Annotated in this window: 13 protein-coding genes; 8 read left to right on the top strand and 5 right to left on the bottom strand. The window is 67.0% G+C overall.

Annotated features, from left to right (window positions below; all coding sequences use genetic code 11):
- The first annotated feature begins 52 nt into the window (after window positions 1-52).
- The 7 genes from C3Y15_RS03265 to C3Y15_RS03235 all read left to right on the top strand — a co-directional run bounded on the left by C3Y15_RS03265 (window position 53) and on the right by C3Y15_RS03235 (window position 8,702).
- Entirely contained in the window at window positions 53-1,186 is a 1,134-nt protein-coding gene (locus C3Y15_RS03265) for an acyl-CoA dehydrogenase family protein (RefSeq protein WP_014723911.1), read from the top strand.
- Window positions 1,187-1,416: 230 nt separating this feature from the next.
- A complete protein-coding gene (locus tag C3Y15_RS03260) occupies window positions 1,417-3,129 on the top strand; it encodes an AMP-binding protein (protein WP_045577759.1) in 1,713 nt (570 codons plus the stop codon).
- Window positions 3,130-3,271: 142 nt separating this feature from the next.
- Window positions 3,272-4,801, top strand: coding sequence for a CoA-acylating methylmalonate-semialdehyde dehydrogenase (locus C3Y15_RS03255; RefSeq protein ID WP_014723909.1), 1,530 nt, complete (start codon window positions 3,272-3,274; stop codon window positions 4,799-4,801).
- An 18-nt stretch (window positions 4,802-4,819) separates the two neighbouring features.
- Window positions 4,820-5,719 (top strand): 3-hydroxyisobutyrate dehydrogenase, encoded by a 900-nt coding sequence (gene mmsB / locus C3Y15_RS03250; protein WP_059734111.1) that lies wholly within the window; start codon window positions 4,820-4,822, stop codon window positions 5,717-5,719.
- On the top strand, window positions 5,719-6,510 hold the full coding sequence (locus C3Y15_RS03245) for an enoyl-CoA hydratase (RefSeq protein ID WP_069246432.1): 792 nt from the start codon (window positions 5,719-5,721) through the stop codon (window positions 6,508-6,510). Before mmsB ends, C3Y15_RS03245 begins: the two co-directional genes overlap by 1 nt.
- Window positions 6,507-7,646 carry an enoyl-CoA hydratase/isomerase family protein gene (locus tag C3Y15_RS03240; protein WP_124259671.1) on the top strand — a complete coding sequence of 380 codons (1,140 nt, stop codon included), beginning with the start codon at window positions 6,507-6,509 and terminating at the stop codon, window positions 7,644-7,646. The genes C3Y15_RS03245 and C3Y15_RS03240 overlap by 4 nt, the downstream gene beginning before the upstream one ends.
- 324 nt (window positions 7,647-7,970) lie before the next feature.
- Window positions 7,971-8,702: a ribonuclease T2 gene (locus tag C3Y15_RS03235; RefSeq protein ID WP_069246433.1), complete on the top strand. Its 732-nt coding sequence runs from the start codon at window positions 7,971-7,973 to the stop codon at window positions 8,700-8,702.
- 67 nt (window positions 8,703-8,769) lie between these two features.
- On the opposite strand, the gene C3Y15_RS03230 is transcribed toward C3Y15_RS03235, so the two are convergent.
- On the bottom strand, window positions 8,770-9,405 hold the full coding sequence (locus C3Y15_RS03230) for an isochorismatase family cysteine hydrolase (RefSeq protein ID WP_069246434.1): 636 nt from the start codon (window positions 9,403-9,405) through the stop codon (window positions 8,770-8,772).
- Between the two features lie 357 nt (window positions 9,406-9,762).
- Here C3Y15_RS03230 and C3Y15_RS03225 point away from each other — a divergent pair, with 357 nt between their 5' ends.
- A complete protein-coding gene (locus C3Y15_RS03225) occupies window positions 9,763-10,146 on the top strand; it encodes a hypothetical protein (protein WP_014723903.1) in 384 nt (127 codons plus the stop codon).
- A 248-nt stretch (window positions 10,147-10,394) separates the two neighbouring features.
- On the opposite strand, the gene C3Y15_RS03220 is transcribed toward C3Y15_RS03225, so the two are convergent.
- The 4 genes from C3Y15_RS03220 to C3Y15_RS03205 all read right to left on the bottom strand — a co-directional run bounded on the left by C3Y15_RS03220 (window position 10,395) and on the right by C3Y15_RS03205 (window position 15,360).
- Window positions 10,395-11,219 (bottom strand): alpha/beta hydrolase, encoded by an 825-nt coding sequence (locus C3Y15_RS03220; RefSeq protein WP_059739071.1) that lies wholly within the window; start codon window positions 11,217-11,219, stop codon window positions 10,395-10,397.
- A 226-nt stretch (window positions 11,220-11,445) separates the two neighbouring features.
- Window positions 11,446-12,807, bottom strand: a complete 1,362-nt coding sequence (locus C3Y15_RS03215) for a D-serine ammonia-lyase (protein ID WP_011880681.1) — start codon at window positions 12,805-12,807, stop codon at window positions 11,446-11,448.
- 8 nt (window positions 12,808-12,815) lie between these two features.
- Window positions 12,816-14,345, bottom strand: coding sequence for an amidase family protein (locus C3Y15_RS03210; protein WP_059739067.1), 1,530 nt, complete (start codon window positions 14,343-14,345; stop codon window positions 12,816-12,818).
- Between the two features lie 88 nt (window positions 14,346-14,433).
- Window positions 14,434-15,360 (bottom strand): LysR family transcriptional regulator, encoded by a 927-nt coding sequence (locus C3Y15_RS03205; protein WP_224056444.1) that lies wholly within the window; start codon window positions 15,358-15,360, stop codon window positions 14,434-14,436.
- Between the last annotated feature and the right edge of the window lie 41 nt (window positions 15,361-15,401).

Raw genomic sequence — 15,401 nt, 5'->3', positions numbered from 1 at the left:
CATCGAAACGAAACGACGGCCGTCACAGGCGGCCGCAGGAGACGGCAGGACCATGGACGAGCTTTACACCGAAGATCAGCGGATGATCCGCGACGCCGCGCGCGCCTTTGCCACCGAGGTGCTGGCGCCGAACGCCGCGCAGTGGGACCACGACGCGCGCTTGCCCGACACCGTCGTCGCGCAGCTCGGCGAGCTCGGCCTGCTCGGGATGATCGTGCCGCAGGAGCTGGGCGGCGCCTATACCGACTACGTCGCGTACGCGCTCGCCATGGAGGAGATCGCGGCCGGCGACGCCGCCTGCGCGACGATGATGAGCGTGCACAACTCGGTCGGCTGCGGGCCGATCCTCGGCTTCGGCACGCCGGCGCAGAAGGATCGCTGGCTCGCCGAGATGGCGGCCGGCCGCGTGATCGGCGCGTTCTGCCTGACCGAGCCGCACGCCGGCTCCGAGGCGCACAACCTGCGCACCCGCGCGGAGCTGCACGACGGCCACTGGGTGCTCAACGGCGCGAAGCAGTTCGTGACCAACGGCCAGCGCGCCGGCGTCGCGATCGTTTTTGCCATGACCGATCCCGATGCCGGCAAGCGCGGCATCTCGGCGTTCCTGGTGCCGACCGACACGCCGGGTTTCATCGTCGGCAAGCCCGAAAAGAAAATGGGGATTCGCGCGTCCGACACGTGCCCGATCACGCTCGAGAACTGCACGCTTCCCGCCGACGCGCTGCTCGGCAATCGCGGCGAAGGGCTGAAGATCGCGCTGTCGAATCTCGAGGGCGGACGCATCGGCATCGCCGCGCAGGCGCTCGGCATCGCGCGCGCCGCATTCGACAAGGCGCGCCGCTATGCGGGCGAGCGCGTGCAGTTCGGCAAGCCGATCGCCGAGCATCAGGCGATCCAGCAGAAGCTCGCCGACATGGCCACCCAGATCAACGCGGCGCGCCTGCTCGTCCATCACGCGGCGAAGCTGCGCACGGCTGGGCTGCCGTGCCTGTCGGAGGCGTCGCAGGCGAAGCTGTTCGCATCCGAGATGGCCGAGCGCGTGTGCTCGGACGCGATCCAGATCCACGGCGGCTACGGCTACCTCGCCGACTACGAGGTCGAGCGCCACTATCGCGACGCGCGCATCACGCAGATCTACGAGGGCACCAGCGAAGTGCAGCGGATGGTGATCGCACGGCAGCTGTGAGCGGCTGCGCGCGCAACGAAGCAACGGGCAATCAGGCAGGGCACGCAGCGACGCGGTGAAGGTGGTGAAGGTGGTGAAGGCGGTGAACGCGGCACGCAACGACGTGACCGTGCGCCGCGACGATGGGGGACCGGCGCATGCGCCGGTCGTCCGCAGTATGGATGGAGACAATTCGGGCACGGAGCGCGAGCAAGGTGCGATGCACCGACGCTCGCGGACGGGAGAACACGATGACGGTACAGGCATTCCTGGACGCACGCGACTTTCTGCTGCGCCATCGCACCGACTACGAAACCGCGTACCGCGATTTCGAATGGCCGGTGCTCGATGCGTTCAACTGGGCGCTCGATTATTTCGACCCGATGGCGCGCGGCAACGACGCGCCCGCGCTGTGGATCGTCGATGCGGCGACCGGGACGGGCGACCCGTATTCGTTCGCGCAGATGTCCGAGCGCTCGTCGCGGATCGCGAACTGGCTGCGCGGCATCGGCGTCGTGCGCGGCGACCGGATCCTGCTGATGCTGCCGAACCGCGTCGAGCTGTGGGACGCGATGCTCGCCGCGATGAAGCTCGGCGCGGTCGTGCTGCCCGCGACCACGCAGCTGTCGGCGGACGACGTGCGCGATCGCGTGCAGATCGGCGGCGCGACCTATGCGATCGTCGACGAGCACGAAACCGCGAAGTTCGAACAGGCGGGCCTCGGGCTGAAGCGGAAGATCGTGGCCGGCGCGCCGCGCGACGGCTGGCTCGCGATGAACGACGGCTACGCGGCGAGCGCGGCGTTCGAGCCCGACGCCGTCACGCGGTCGAACGAAGCGATGTTGCTGTACTTCACGTCGGGCACGACGTCGAAGCCGAAGCTCGTCGAGCATACGCACCGCACGTACCCGGTCGGGCACCTGTCGACGATGTACTGGATCGGGCTGCAACCGGGCGACATCCATTGGAACATCAGCTCGCCGGGCTGGGCCAAGCACGCGTGGAGCTGCTTCTTCGCGCCGTGGAATGCGCAGGCGTGCGTGTTCGTCTTCAACTACGCGCGCTTCGAGCCGAAGGCGGTGCTCGACGCGCTCGTCAAATACCGCGTGACGACGCTGTGCGCGCCGCCCACCGTGTGGCGCATGCTCGTGCAGCAGCCGCTCGCGACGTTCGACGTGCAGCTGCGCGAGATCGTCGGCGCGGGCGAGCCGCTCAATCCGGAGATCATCGAGCGCGTGAAGAAGGCGTGGGGCATCACGATTCGCGACGGCTACGGCCAGACCGAAACCACCTGCCTGATCGGCAACACGCCGGGGCAGCCGGTCGTCGCGGGCTCGATGGGCCGGCCGCTGCCCGGCTACCGGATCGCACTGCTGGACCCGGACGGCGCGCCCGTCGGCGAAGGCGAGGTCGCATTGCCGCTCGGCGGCGGCACCGGCGCGATGCGCCCGGTCGGGCTGATGAACGGCTACGCGAACAACCCGGATGCGACCGCGTACGCGATGCGCGACGGCCACTACCGCACGTCCGACATCGCGATGCGCGGCGACGACGGCTACTACGTGTACGTCGGCCGCGCGGACGACGTGTTCAAGTCGTCCGACTACCGGCTCAGCCCGTTCGAGCTCGAAAGCGTGCTGATCGAGCACCCGGCGATCGCGGAAGCGGCCGTGGTGCCGAGCCCGGACCCGGTGCGGCTGTCGGTGCCGAAGACCTTCATCACGTTGCGCGACGGCTTCGAGGAAAGCCCGGCGCTCGCGCTGGAGATCTTCCGCTTTTCGCGCGAGAAGCTCGCGCCGTACAAGCGCATTCGCCGGCTGCAGTTCGCCGAGCTGCCGAAGACCATCTCGGGGAAGATCCGTCGCGTCGAGCTGCGCCGCCGCGAGATCGAGCGCGGCGACGATGCGACCGCACGCATGCCCGGCGAGTACTGGGAAGAAGATTTCGCCGCCGAACTGAAGTGACCGCCGGCGGGCCGGGCGCGCCGCTTGCGGCGATCATGCGCGGCCCGTCGACGCGGCAGAAGATGATCTAACCGATCGAACCGACTGACCCGGCCGCCCGGCGCGAGCGCGCGACGCGGCCCACTGCAAGGAGAGCACACCGATGAACGCGAATGCGACGCCCCAGCCGGGGCAAGACGTGCCGACGGTCAAGCTGCTGATCGACGGCGCCTTCGTCGAGTCCGCCACGAGCGAGTGGCGCGACATCGTCAATCCGGCCACGCAACAGGTGCTCGCGCGCGTGCCGTTCGCGACCGCGGCGGAAGTCGACGCGGCCGTGCAGGCCGCGCACGCCGCCTATGCGACCTGGAAGAACACGCCGATCTCCGCGCGCATGCGGATCATGCTGAAGTTCCAGGCGCTCGTGCGCGCGAACCAGCAGCGCATCGCGAAGACGCTGACCGCCGAGCAGGGCAAGACGCTGCCGGATGCCGAAGGCGACATCTTCCGCGGCCTCGAAGTGGTCGAGCATGCCTGCTCGATCGGCACGCTGCAGCTCGGCGAATTCGCCGAGAACGTCGCGGGCGGCGTCGACACCTACACGCTGCGCCAGCCGCTCGGCGTCTGCGCCGGCATCACGCCGTTCAACTTCCCGGCGATGATCCCGCTGTGGATGTTCCCGATGGCGATCGTGTGCGGCAACACGTTCGTGCTGAAGCCGTCCGAGCAGGACCCGCTGTCGACGATGGAACTGGTCGAGCTGGCGATCGAGGCCGGCGTGCCGCAGGGCGTGCTGAACGTCGTGCACGGCGGCAAGGAAGTCGTCGACGCGATCTGCACGCATCCGCTCGTGAAGGCGATTTCGTTCGTCGGCTCGACGGCCGTCGGCACGCACGTGTACAACCTCGGCAGCCAGCACGGCAAGCGCGTGCAGTCGATGATGGGCGCGAAGAACCACGCGATCCTGCTGCCCGACGCGAACCGCGAGCAGGCGATCAACGCGCTGGTCGGCGCGGGCTTCGGCGCGGCCGGCCAGCGCTGCATGGCGACTTCCGTCGCGGTGCTCGTCGGCAGCGCGCGCGAGTGGCTGCCCGACATCGTCGCGAAGGCGAAGACGCTGAAGGTCAACGCGGGCTCGGAAGCGGGCACCGACGTCGGCCCGGTGGTGTCGCGCGGCGCGAAGGCGCGCATCCTGTCGCTGATCGATGCGGGCGTCAAGGAGGGCGCGAAGCTCGAACTCGACGGCCGCGATGTGAAGGTGCCCGGCTTCGAGGACGGCAACTTCATCGGTCCGACCATCTTCTCCGCCGTGACGACCGACATGACGATCTACACGCACGAAATCTTCGGGCCGGTGCTCGTCGTGATGGAGGTCGACACGCTCGACGAAGCCATCGCGCTCGTCAACGCGAACCCGATGGGCAACGGCGTGGGCCTCTTCACGCAGAGCGGCGCGGCCGCGCGCAAGTTCCAGAGCGAGATCGACGTCGGCCAGGTCGGCATCAACATTCCGATCCCGGTGCCCGTGCCGTTCTTCAGCTTCACCGGCTCGCGCGGCTCGAAGCTCGGCGATCTCGGCCCGTACGGCAAGCAGGTCGTGCAGTTCTACACGCAGACCAAGACGGTCACCGCGCGCTGGTTCGACGACGATACGACGGCCGGCCCGGTCAACACGACGATCCGGCTGCACTGAGCCGGGGAGGACACCAACATGAAGATCGGATTCATCGGCCTCGGCCACATGGGTGCGCCGATGGCGCTGAACCTGCTGAAGGCCGGCCGCGAAGTGCATGCGTTCGACCTGAGCGCCGATGCATTGCGCGCGCTGCAGGACGCCGGCGCGCAGGTGGCCGCGTCGCCGCGCGATGCGGCGGCCGGCGCGGCGTTCGTGATCACGATGCTGCCGGCCGCGCCGCACGTGCGCTCGGTGCTCGCCGGCGAGAACGGCGTGCTGGCCGGCCTGGGCGCCGGCGCAACCGTGATCGATTCGAGCACGATCGACCCCGCGAGCGCGCAGGCGTTCGGCGCGCTCGTGCGCGAGCATGGCGGCGCGTTCGTCGATGCGCCGGTGTCGGGCGGCACCGGCGGCGCGGCCGCCGGCACGCTGACCTTCATGGTCGGCGGCAGCGACGCCGATTTCGAGCGCGTGAAGCCCGTGCTCGCCGCGATGGGCAAGAACATCGTCCACTGCGGCGCGACCGGGATGGGGCAGGTCGCGAAGGTCTGCAACAACCTCGTGCTCGGCATCTCGATGGCGGCCGTGTCGGAGGCGATGTCGCTCGGCGTCGCGCTCGGCATCGATCCGAAGGTGCTGGCCGGCATCGTCAACACGTCGACGGGCCGCTGCTGGAGCTCGGACACCTACAACCCGTATCCGGGCGTGATCGACACCGCGCCTTCGTCGCGCGGCTACAGCGGCGGCTTCGGCACCGATCTGATGCTGAAGGATCTCGGCCTCGCGAACGATGCCGCGCGGCAGGCGCGCCAGCCCGTCTATCTCGGCGCGCTCGCGCAGCAGCTGTACCAGACGATGAGCAGCCGCGGCGACGGGCAACTCGATTTCTCGGCGGTGATCCGCCTGTACCAACCGGCTGGCAAGAAGGACGCGTGATGATCGAACTGGACTACGTCGACGACGGCGCGATCGCGTGCGCGACGCTCAAGCGTCCGCCCGCGAACGCCTTTACCGCCGACGGACTGCGGCAACTGCAGGACACCGTCGCCGAACTGAACGCGAACCCGCGCGTGCGCGCGCTGGTGATCACCGGCGACGGCCCGAAGTTCTTCAGCGCCGGCGCCGATCTGAACACGTTCGCCGACGGCGACGCCGCGGTCGCGCGCGCGATGGCCGCGCGCTTCGGCGCGGCGTTCGAGACGCTGCACGACGCGCGCGTCGTGACGATCGCGGCGATCAACGGCTATGCGATGGGCGGCGGCCTCGAATGCGCGCTCGCGTGCGACATGCGCATCGCGGAGACGCATGCACAGATGGCGCTGCCCGAGGCGTCCGTCGGCCTGCTGCCGTGCGGGCTCGGCACGCAGACGCTGCCCTGGCTCGTCGGCGAAGGCTGGGCGAAGAAGATGATCCTGGCTGGCGCGCGCGTCGATGCGGCCACCGCGCTGCGCATCGGGCTGGTCGAAGACGTCGTCGAAAGCGGCGCCGCGCGCGACGCGGCGCTGGCGCTCGCGCGCAACGTCGTGCGGCAGAGTCCGCATGCGCTCGCGTACAGCAAGGAGCTGATCGGCCTCGCACGCCGCGGCGTGCCGCGCAGTGCGGCGCTCGCGGTCGAACGCGAACGCTTCGTCGACCTGTTCGATACCGCCGATCCGCGCGAGGGCGTGGCCGCGTTTCTCGGCAAGCGCGCGTCGCAATGGCATACCGATGGAGATACGCAACGATGAGCACGCCGATGACGACCGATGACCGCTTCGCGCAACCCGCGCCCGAGGTGCTGTTCCGCGTGGTGAACCGCGTGGCGTTGATCACGCTGAACCGGCCGGCCGCGCTCAATGCGTTGTCGTATTCGATGATCGGCGAGCTGGCCGCGCTGCTCGAGCGCTGCCGCGGCGACGACCAGATCGTCGCGGTGGTGCTGCGCGGCGCTGGCGAGAAGGGCTTCTGCGCGGGCGGCGACGTGCGCGCGCTGCACCGGATGGTCGCGCAGCGCGAAACCTGGCTGCCGTTCTTCGTCGACGAGTACCGGCTCGACTACGCCATTCACACGTTTCCGAAGCCGGTGGTCGCGTTGATGGACGGCGTGACGATGGGCGGCGGCATGGGCCTCGCGCAGGGCGCGGCGCTGCGCGTCGCGACCGAGCGCAGCAAGATCGCGATGCCCGAGACGCGCATCGGGCTCGTGCCCGACGTCGGCGCGACGCATTTCCTGGCGCGCATGCCGGTCGAGCTCGAGCTGTACGTCGGGTTGACCGGCGCGGTGTTGTCCGGCGCCGATGCGCTGATCGCGAAGCTCGCGGATCTGTGCGTGCCGTCGTCGTGGCTCGATACGTTCGAGACGCGCATCGAAAGCGTCAAATGGGACGGCGACGTGCTGGCGGCGCTGCGCAAGGTGTTCGAGCCGCCGTGCAACGTCGTGCCGCATGCGGCGCTCGACACGCAGATGTGCTGGATCGTGCGTCACTTCGACAAGCGTTCGACCGTCGAGCGGATCGTCGCGACGTTGAAGCAGGAGTTCGCGCGCGACGAGCTCGCACGCGAGCATCGGCAGTGGCTGCAGACGACGCTCGACGCGCTCGCCGGCCATTCGCCGACGATGCTGTGCGTGACGCGCGAAGCGTTGTTGCGCGGGCGGCAGATGACGCTGGCCGAGTCGTTCCGGATGGAGCTCGGCATCGTCGCGCGTGCGATCGAGGAGGGCGACTTCCGCGAAGGCGTGCGCGCGCACCTGATCGACAAGGACCGCAAGCCGCGCTGGGCGCCGGCGTCGCTGGTCGAACTGCGCGCCGAGCGCGTGCGGCATTTCCTGACGTCGCCGTGGAAACTGTTCGCGCATCCGCTCGTCGATCTCGGCGGGGTGTGAACAAGGCGGGGTGATCGGCGCGGCGTGTCGGGCGCGGTTGCGCTCACGTGTGCGTGCGCCGTGTTCAACCGGCTTTTTCGGGGTTCCGGGCGTCCGATCATCGGCCGCACCGCCTGAACGAGCGCGTCGATGATGGTGCGATCGCGCATTCAGAATGGACGCGCGCGTCCGGTAGCGGCGTCCCCCCATGGCGAATCCACGGCCGCCGCTCCGTTTCGTCATCCGTTCATATTCGTGCAACGTGGCTGCGGCAACAATCGCGGGCAGACATTCGACAACCTTGCGGCGCCGCGCGCGATCGCAAGCCTTTTCCGAGGACATGCCATGTTGAACACACTCGCCCGCACCGTGGCGGCGCTCGCCGTCGCATCCGCGTCGCTGCATGCCGTCGCGCAGACCAGCTACGACTACCTGTTGCTCGCCGCATCGTGGGAGCCCGGCTTCTGCGCATCGCACGACACGCCGGAGTGTACGAACCTGGCCGGCACGTACGCGGCGACGAGCCTGTCGCTGCATGGCCTGTGGCCGAACAACTACGACGGCAACCAGCCGTTCTACTGCGGCGTGCCGCAGAGCGACGTCGACCTCGACAACGCGCACCAGTGGTGCAGCATGGATGCGTATCCGATCAGCACCAGCACCCGCAACACGCTGTCGACGTACATGCCGGGCGTCGCGTCGTGCCTCGACAAGCACGAATGGTTCAAGCACGGCACCTGCTCGAATTCGGCATCGGCGGACGCCTACTGGAATCAGGCGACCGGCATGGTGAGCCGGCTCGGCAACACGTCGTTCAACGCGTTCCTGCAGGCGAACGCGGGCAAGACCGTGACGCGCAACCAGCTGCTGTCCGCGTTCGAAGGCGCGTTCGGCAGCAACACGCGCAGCGCGGTGTCGTTGAAGTGCACGAAGACCAACGGCGTCAGCTATTTCACCGAAGCATGGATCGCGGTGAAGACGAGCGCGACCACGCAGTTCCCGAGCGCAGCGTCGCTCGTGACCGACGGCAATACGCAGGGGACCTGTCCGACCTCGGGCGTGTATATCGCGAAGTGAGGCGCGACGTCGCGCGTGCCGCGCCGGCCGCCCACGGTGTGGTCGGCGCGGCCGGCGCGCTGCGCATTCACGTGAGCAGGCGCAGCGCCTGTTCGAGCGACAACACCGTCGTGCGCGTCTCGAACGCGGTCGCGAACAGATGCTCGTGCACGATCGGGTCCGGGTCGTAGCAGCAGTCCTTCACCGTGTACAGACGGAAATCCGCATCGCTTGCGTGCGCAACCGACGACAGCACGACGCCGGTCGACGCGATCCCGACCAGGATCAGCGTGTCGATGCCTCGCGCGGCGAGCCGTGCCTGCAGATCGGTGCCGAAGAACACGCTCGCGCGATGTGCGGCGATCAGCGGCTCGCCGTCGAGCCGGCCGAGTTCGGGGCATGGGCCGTCGTCGACGAACCGGCCGAGCTGCTTGATCCCTTGGCCGTTCTTGTTGCGCGGGCTGACTTCGGGGTAGCCGGGACTGAAGTGGAGATTCGCGAAGCAGACGTGCGCGCCGCCCGCGCGCGCCGCGTCGCAGAGCCGGCGTGTGTTCGCGAGCAGCGTGGGCGCCGCCGACGGAAACAGCCCGAGAATGTCGGTCTGGTAGTGCATGACGATCAGTGCGGTTTGCGCGGGCACGAGCGGCGGAAGCGGCGCGTGTGCGCGTGCATCCGGGCCTGTCGGGTCGTTCGTGGCGTGATCTGAAGCGTGTTCCGGTTGCATGGCTGATGCTCTCCCGTGGGTCACTTCGATGGTCACTTCGGTGGGTTCAAACAATCGGCTGGGGCGGATACGGCGGCAACGGTTCGGGCGCGCGCGTGTTTCAGGTCGGGCAATGTAAGCCGGTGGGGTGGTACACGTGCCGACCATGCGGGCGTGCGCCGCGTTGCCCTCTGCCAGCGGCTGCGGCCATTATCGGCTATTCGCGAGCGGCGTTCGTGTCGGCGCTCAGGTTCGTGGAGTGCGGCAAAATATGCGTTTTGTCGCGCAGGCGGCCGCGATGGGCGGCATACCGGAGCGCGCGCGTCCCCAGGCGTGCGCCCCGTGCGATGATGCGCGACGATCAACACGAGAGATGGCATGACGACTACCTTCGACGAGGCGACAACGGCGGCGATCGCCGCGTTTGCCGAACTGGATTTCTATACGGCTGTGCAAGCGATGCGCGCCGAGGCCGATTACGACCGCGAGCTGGATCAGTGGATCTCGCGCTATATCGACGACCACGGCGGCGGCGTCGACGATGCCGAATACGACGCGTTGCATGCGCGGGCGCAGGCGACGCCCGAATACGCGCAGTTCGTCGATGCGGTACGCCGGGAGATTTGCGAATACTTCGACGTGACCGACGAGCAGCTCGACTGGATCGTCGTATTGCGCAACGACGACAGCGACGAGCTTTGGGCCGAAGTCAACCGGCGGCGCAGCGCGCTGGGAACGGGGGAGGTGCGGGGAGATTTGTGAGCGCGGTTCGGTGGTTGGTTTTGAGGTCTGACGCCGGAGGTGTACGTTGCACGGGAATGCTTCGATCGCCGCAATGATACGAAGCTCCCGCGCGATCGCACCGCCGGCGGTTCCGGTTGCGCGACCAACCGCTTTCCGCAGCCCGTTTTCCGCGTCGGCATCCGTATGGTGGGCTGGATGCATCGCGATCGCGTTCGGCAAGGGCTTGCGGCGCTTGCCTGAGCCATGTCGAAGCGGCGGCGGCAGTCCTACGACGATCGGGCAAAGTCCAAGATGTCCTGATTGAGGCGATCCTTGTGCGTGTAGTACAACGCATGATAGGCGCCCTCGTAGACAACCAGTCTCGCACCGGGAATCAGCTCGGCAGACACCTTGCCCGAAAGGTCGATTGGCACAACGGGGTCGGCGCCGCCGTGGATGACCAGCGTGGGGATATCGAATTTTTTCAGGTCGGGACGCAAATCGGTTTCGGAAAACGATGCAATGCAGTCATGGGTTGCCTTGATGCTCGCCGTGATTGCCATATCGAATGTCCAGTCGAGCATCGCCTGCGTGACCACCGACGCGTCATGATCGGCTCCTGTAAAGGCGCGACCGAAATTGACCAGAAAATCGGCGCGATCATGGAGTACGCCGGCACGCAATCCGTCGAAAATGTCGCGGGGAACGCCCGCCGGGTTATCGGCCCCTGCCATGAGTAACGGGGTCGTCGCGCTGAGAAGAACGACCTTGGCGACACGCTTCGATCCGCGCGTACCGATGTATCGTGCAACTTCTCCGCCGCCCATCGAGTAGCCGACCAAAATGGCGTCGGTGAGGTCCAGCTGCTGAATCAACTCGTCCAGGTCGCTCGTGAGGCTGTCGTAGTCGTAGCCCGACCACGGCTGGCTCGACCGTCCAAAGCCCCGGCGATCATACGCTATGACGCGGAAGCCGTTGCTGGCGAGGAAGTGCGCCTGGTATTCCCACATGTCGGCGCTGACCAGCCACCCGCCAACCAGCACGATCGGCTGCCCGGTTCCCCAGTCGTTGTAATAGATTTCAGTACCGTCAGGCGTCGTAATCCGGCTCATTTTGCTCGCTCCTTCAGATGGGAATTGCCTTTCGCTTCATGGGCCGGCTTTCCGCGCATCGATATGAAGAGCGTCGCGCGACGCTTCCGGCTGCTGTGCAGCAATGATAGGTTGGGCAGCAGAGCAGCAATCTGAAATGTTCTGAACGACGCTAGCGCAAGCGCTGAAAAAACAGCACGGGGCCACCGGCCGGGCGCCCGATCCAGTTATAGCCTCGAAGCCGCAATCAAGACCCCGCCAGTGCCTGCCGCCCGGCCTGCAGATATGCGTTCATCTCAGCTTGCGGCACCATACCGCCGCCCGTTGCCCAGATCACATGCGTCGCGTCCCGCATGACGGAGTCGTCCAGTTGCATGCGGGCACGGTAACCTTGCCGCTCCGTCGACACGCGCGCGAAACCCGGTGCGCCGGCCAGCGCCGACGGCTCCAGCCGGATGTCGCTCGTCTGCGCCATCAGCGCGAGCATTGCATATAGCTCGCGATCCTCGACGGTGAAATAGCCATCGATCATCCGTTGCATCGCACGACCGACGAATCCGGAAGGGCGTCCGACCGCGAGGCCGTCGGCGGCCGTCACGTTGTCGATACCGAAATCCTGCACCGCAAGCTGCTCGTGCAAGCCGGTCAGCACGCCCATCAACATGCACGGCGAATGGGTCGGCTCCGCGAAAACACAGTGCACCGCATCGCCGAAGGCGAGCTTCAAGCCGAACGCGACACCGCCCGGGCCGCCGCCTACGCCGCAAGGCAGATACACGAAGAGCGGATGCGTCGCATCGACACGCACGTTCGACGCTTCGAGCTGACGCTTCAGGCGCTCACCCGCGACCGCATAGCCGAGGAACAGCGTCGTCGAATTTTCGTCGTCGACGAAGTGGCACATCGGATCGTTAGCCGCAAGACGCCGGCCGTTCTCGATCGCTTCGCCGTAATCGCCCGCATACTCCACGACCGTCACGCCATGCGCGCGCAGGCGGTCCTTCTTCCATTGGCGCGCATCGGTGGACATATGCACGGTCGCCGCAAAGCCGAGCGTCGCGCTCGCGATGCCGATCGACATGCCGAGATTGCCGGTCGACCCGACCGCGATGCGGTGCTCGCGAAACAGCGCGCGACATGCGTCGCCGGCGAGGACGCGGTAATCGTCGCCGTCGTTGAGCAAGCCGTGGCGCAGCGCAAGCTGCTCGGCGTAGAAGAGCACTTCATAGATGCCGCCACGCGCCTTGATCGAGCCGGAGATCGGCAGATGGCTGTCCTGCTTGAGCAGCAGGCGCCGCGGCGTTTCCACGCCGTAACGTTCGCTCAATGCCTGCGCGAACGCAGGCACGTCGGTGAGCGGCGATTCGATGATGCCGCCCGTGTCGCACACATCTGCGAACAGGTCGGCCAGCAGCGGCGCGAAGCGTTGCAGGCGCGCGCTCGCATCGGCGATATGCGAGGCGTCCAGCGCAATGTCATCGAGCGCTTCGGTCAGCGGCGCGACGGCGGGGTTGAACCACTCGACCGGCTCGAGCGCCATCAATGGGCGCAGAAGCGGGTAGTCGCGAAGCCAGGATTCGAGTGGCTTGCCGTAGATGGAATCGGTCATGGGCAAAATCAGACTGCCGAAGCGCAAGCGTGGGAGGACGACGCGGCGTCCAGCACCGGCGGATGCGTGACGATGGAACGGAGATCGACATCCGATGCGCGCAATTTCGCGACATCGGGAATCGGGCGGCGCATTTCGTCCGACGACTCGAAGAGTGTTTCGAATGCGCGTGCCGCGTCGAGCAGCGCAAGATCGCCGCGAAATGCACCGATCATCTGCAAGCCGAACGGCATGCCGCGATGATCGACGCCGCACGGCAGCGACACGGCCGGATTCGTCGTCAGCGTGACGACATAGGTCAGCGACAGCCAGCGATAGTAGTTTTCCAGTGCGATGCCGTTCACCGATTTCAGATACGGCTGCGTCCAACGGAACGGCGAAACAGGCGTCGTGGGCGACAGGATCACGTCGTAGCGATCGAACAGCGTCTGGAAGCGGCGGAACAGCCGCGTCTGGTCGGCATGCGCGCGCACGCAATCGGCAAGACCGAGGTTGATGCCCATTTCGTAGTTGGCGCGCGGATTCGGCCCGAGCAGATCGGGATTCGTCTCGTAGGCTTTTTGCAGACCCGCGACGAAGGCTTCCGCGCGCAACACGTCGAAGCATTGATGCGCGCCCGAGAAATCGACGTCGATCGGCTCGCAGACGGCCACTTCGCCGCGCAGCAACGCGATCCTGCGGCGAAACACGGCGCGGATATCGTCATCGACCGCGCAGACACCGAAATCTTCCGTGTAGCCCACACGCAGCGTCGCGAGATCCGTGTGCGCGCGGCGTTCCATCGTCGCGTCGAGCGCGCACGGATAACCGAGCGGATCGCTGCCGGATTGCCCGACCGTCGCGGCGAGTTGGAGCCACGTGTCCTCGACGGTGCGACCCATCGGCCCCACCACGGCAATTGGCGTCCAGCCGAGCGGCTTGCGATCGCTGGGCACGAGCCCCGGCGAGGTGCGCAAACCGACCACGCCGCATTTGGCCGCCGGAATCCGTAGCGAGCCGCCCGTGTCCGAACCGGATGCGAGCGGCACCATATCGAGCGCAAGCGCCGCTGCCGAGCCGCCCGACGAACCGCCCGCATTCAGACGCGGATCGAATGGATTGCCCGTCGCGCCCCACACCGGATTGAAGCTGTTCGCACCCGCGCCCATTTCGGGCACGTTGGTCTTGCCGACCACGATCGCGCCTGCCGCGCGCAACCGGCGCACCAGCGTGTTGTCCTGTGCGGGAATGTTTGCGCGGTACAACGGCGAACCGTAGGTGGTCAGAAGGCCTTCGGTTTCTTCGAGATCCTTGATGCCGACAGGCAAGCCGTGCAGTACACCGACGGCATTGCCGCGTGCGAGCGCGGCGTCGGCGGCGCGCGCTTCGCGGCGTGCGCGTTCGAAACTCGTCGCCGTGATTGCGTTGACATACGGATTGAGCGTTTCGATGCGCGCGATGCAGGCATCGAGCAGTTCAACAGCGGAGATTTCCCGCGCCAGCAACAGCGCGCGCAACGCGACGGCGGTATGGCGGGTGAGTTCGTGGCGGTCGCTCATCGGGCGGTCCTTTAAACGGTCATGCAACAGAGCGCCAATGTAGACGACGAGAAAGGCAGCGACCAGTGATGAATATCGAAACGTGGATTCACTTTTGCTCAACGCGTGCGGCAGGTGCGAGCTCGCGGCTCAAGTGCTCGATAAACGCGTCCAGAAGCGGCGGCAACGCACGCCGCGCGAGCGTCTGGATTTCGATGGCGCGTTCGCTCGTCGTGAGTTCCGGCACGTGCAACGCGACCAGCTCGCCCGATGCCAGACGCGGCCGCACAAACAGTTCTCCGCTGAACGTGACGGCGTCGCTGGCGATGGTGAAGCCGAGCAGCGTTTCGAGCGTTGCGCTGCTCAGCACGCTCTTGCATGCGACGCCTTCGCGGCTGCAATAGATATCGATCAGCTTGTGCAGCGTCGAATGCACGCCCGGCAACGCGAGCGGATAAGCGAGCAGTCGACGGAACGAAACCTGCGGCTCCTGCGCGAGCGGATGCGATGCCGCGACGATCGCGTGAATCGGCGAAGGCATGGAGAACGCGGTGTGGATGTCTTTTTCCGGTCCGAAACTGAACGTCAGACCGACATCGCATTCGGCTTCGCGCACGCGCTGCGTGACGCCTGCGGCCGTGTCGACCACGACCTCGAACGACGCCGGGGCGACGGTTCGGCGGAACACCGCCATCGCGCGCGGCACGAACGTGGCCGAGAATCCTTCCGTGCAGGCGATGCGGATCGTGCGTTCGGCTTCACCGCGCAGTGCGTCGATTTCCAGAGAAATCTGCTCCGCGTCGAGCTGCGAACGGCGCGCATACGCGGCGAGCATTTCGCCTGCCTTGCTCGGCACCATGCCGCGCGATCGCCGCACGAACAGCGGCGTGCCGAGCTCGCTTTCGAGCCGCGCGATTTGCCTGCTCACGGCGGAAGGCACGACGTTCAAACGACTGGCGGCGTCGGCAACGGAGCCGGTGTTGACCACTTCGAGGAAGTAGCGGACGGCGGCTTCCTGAAGAATGCGGGCGCTCATGATGGCTCGATGTGATGACACGTGATGCTTCATCATAGCGC

Source organism: Burkholderia sp. B10 (assembly GCF_004368385.1).
GTDB classification, from domain to species: Bacteria; Pseudomonadota; Gammaproteobacteria; order Burkholderiales; family Burkholderiaceae; genus Burkholderia; species Burkholderia vietnamiensis.
This window is presented reverse-complemented; position numbering and strand designations above follow the sequence as displayed.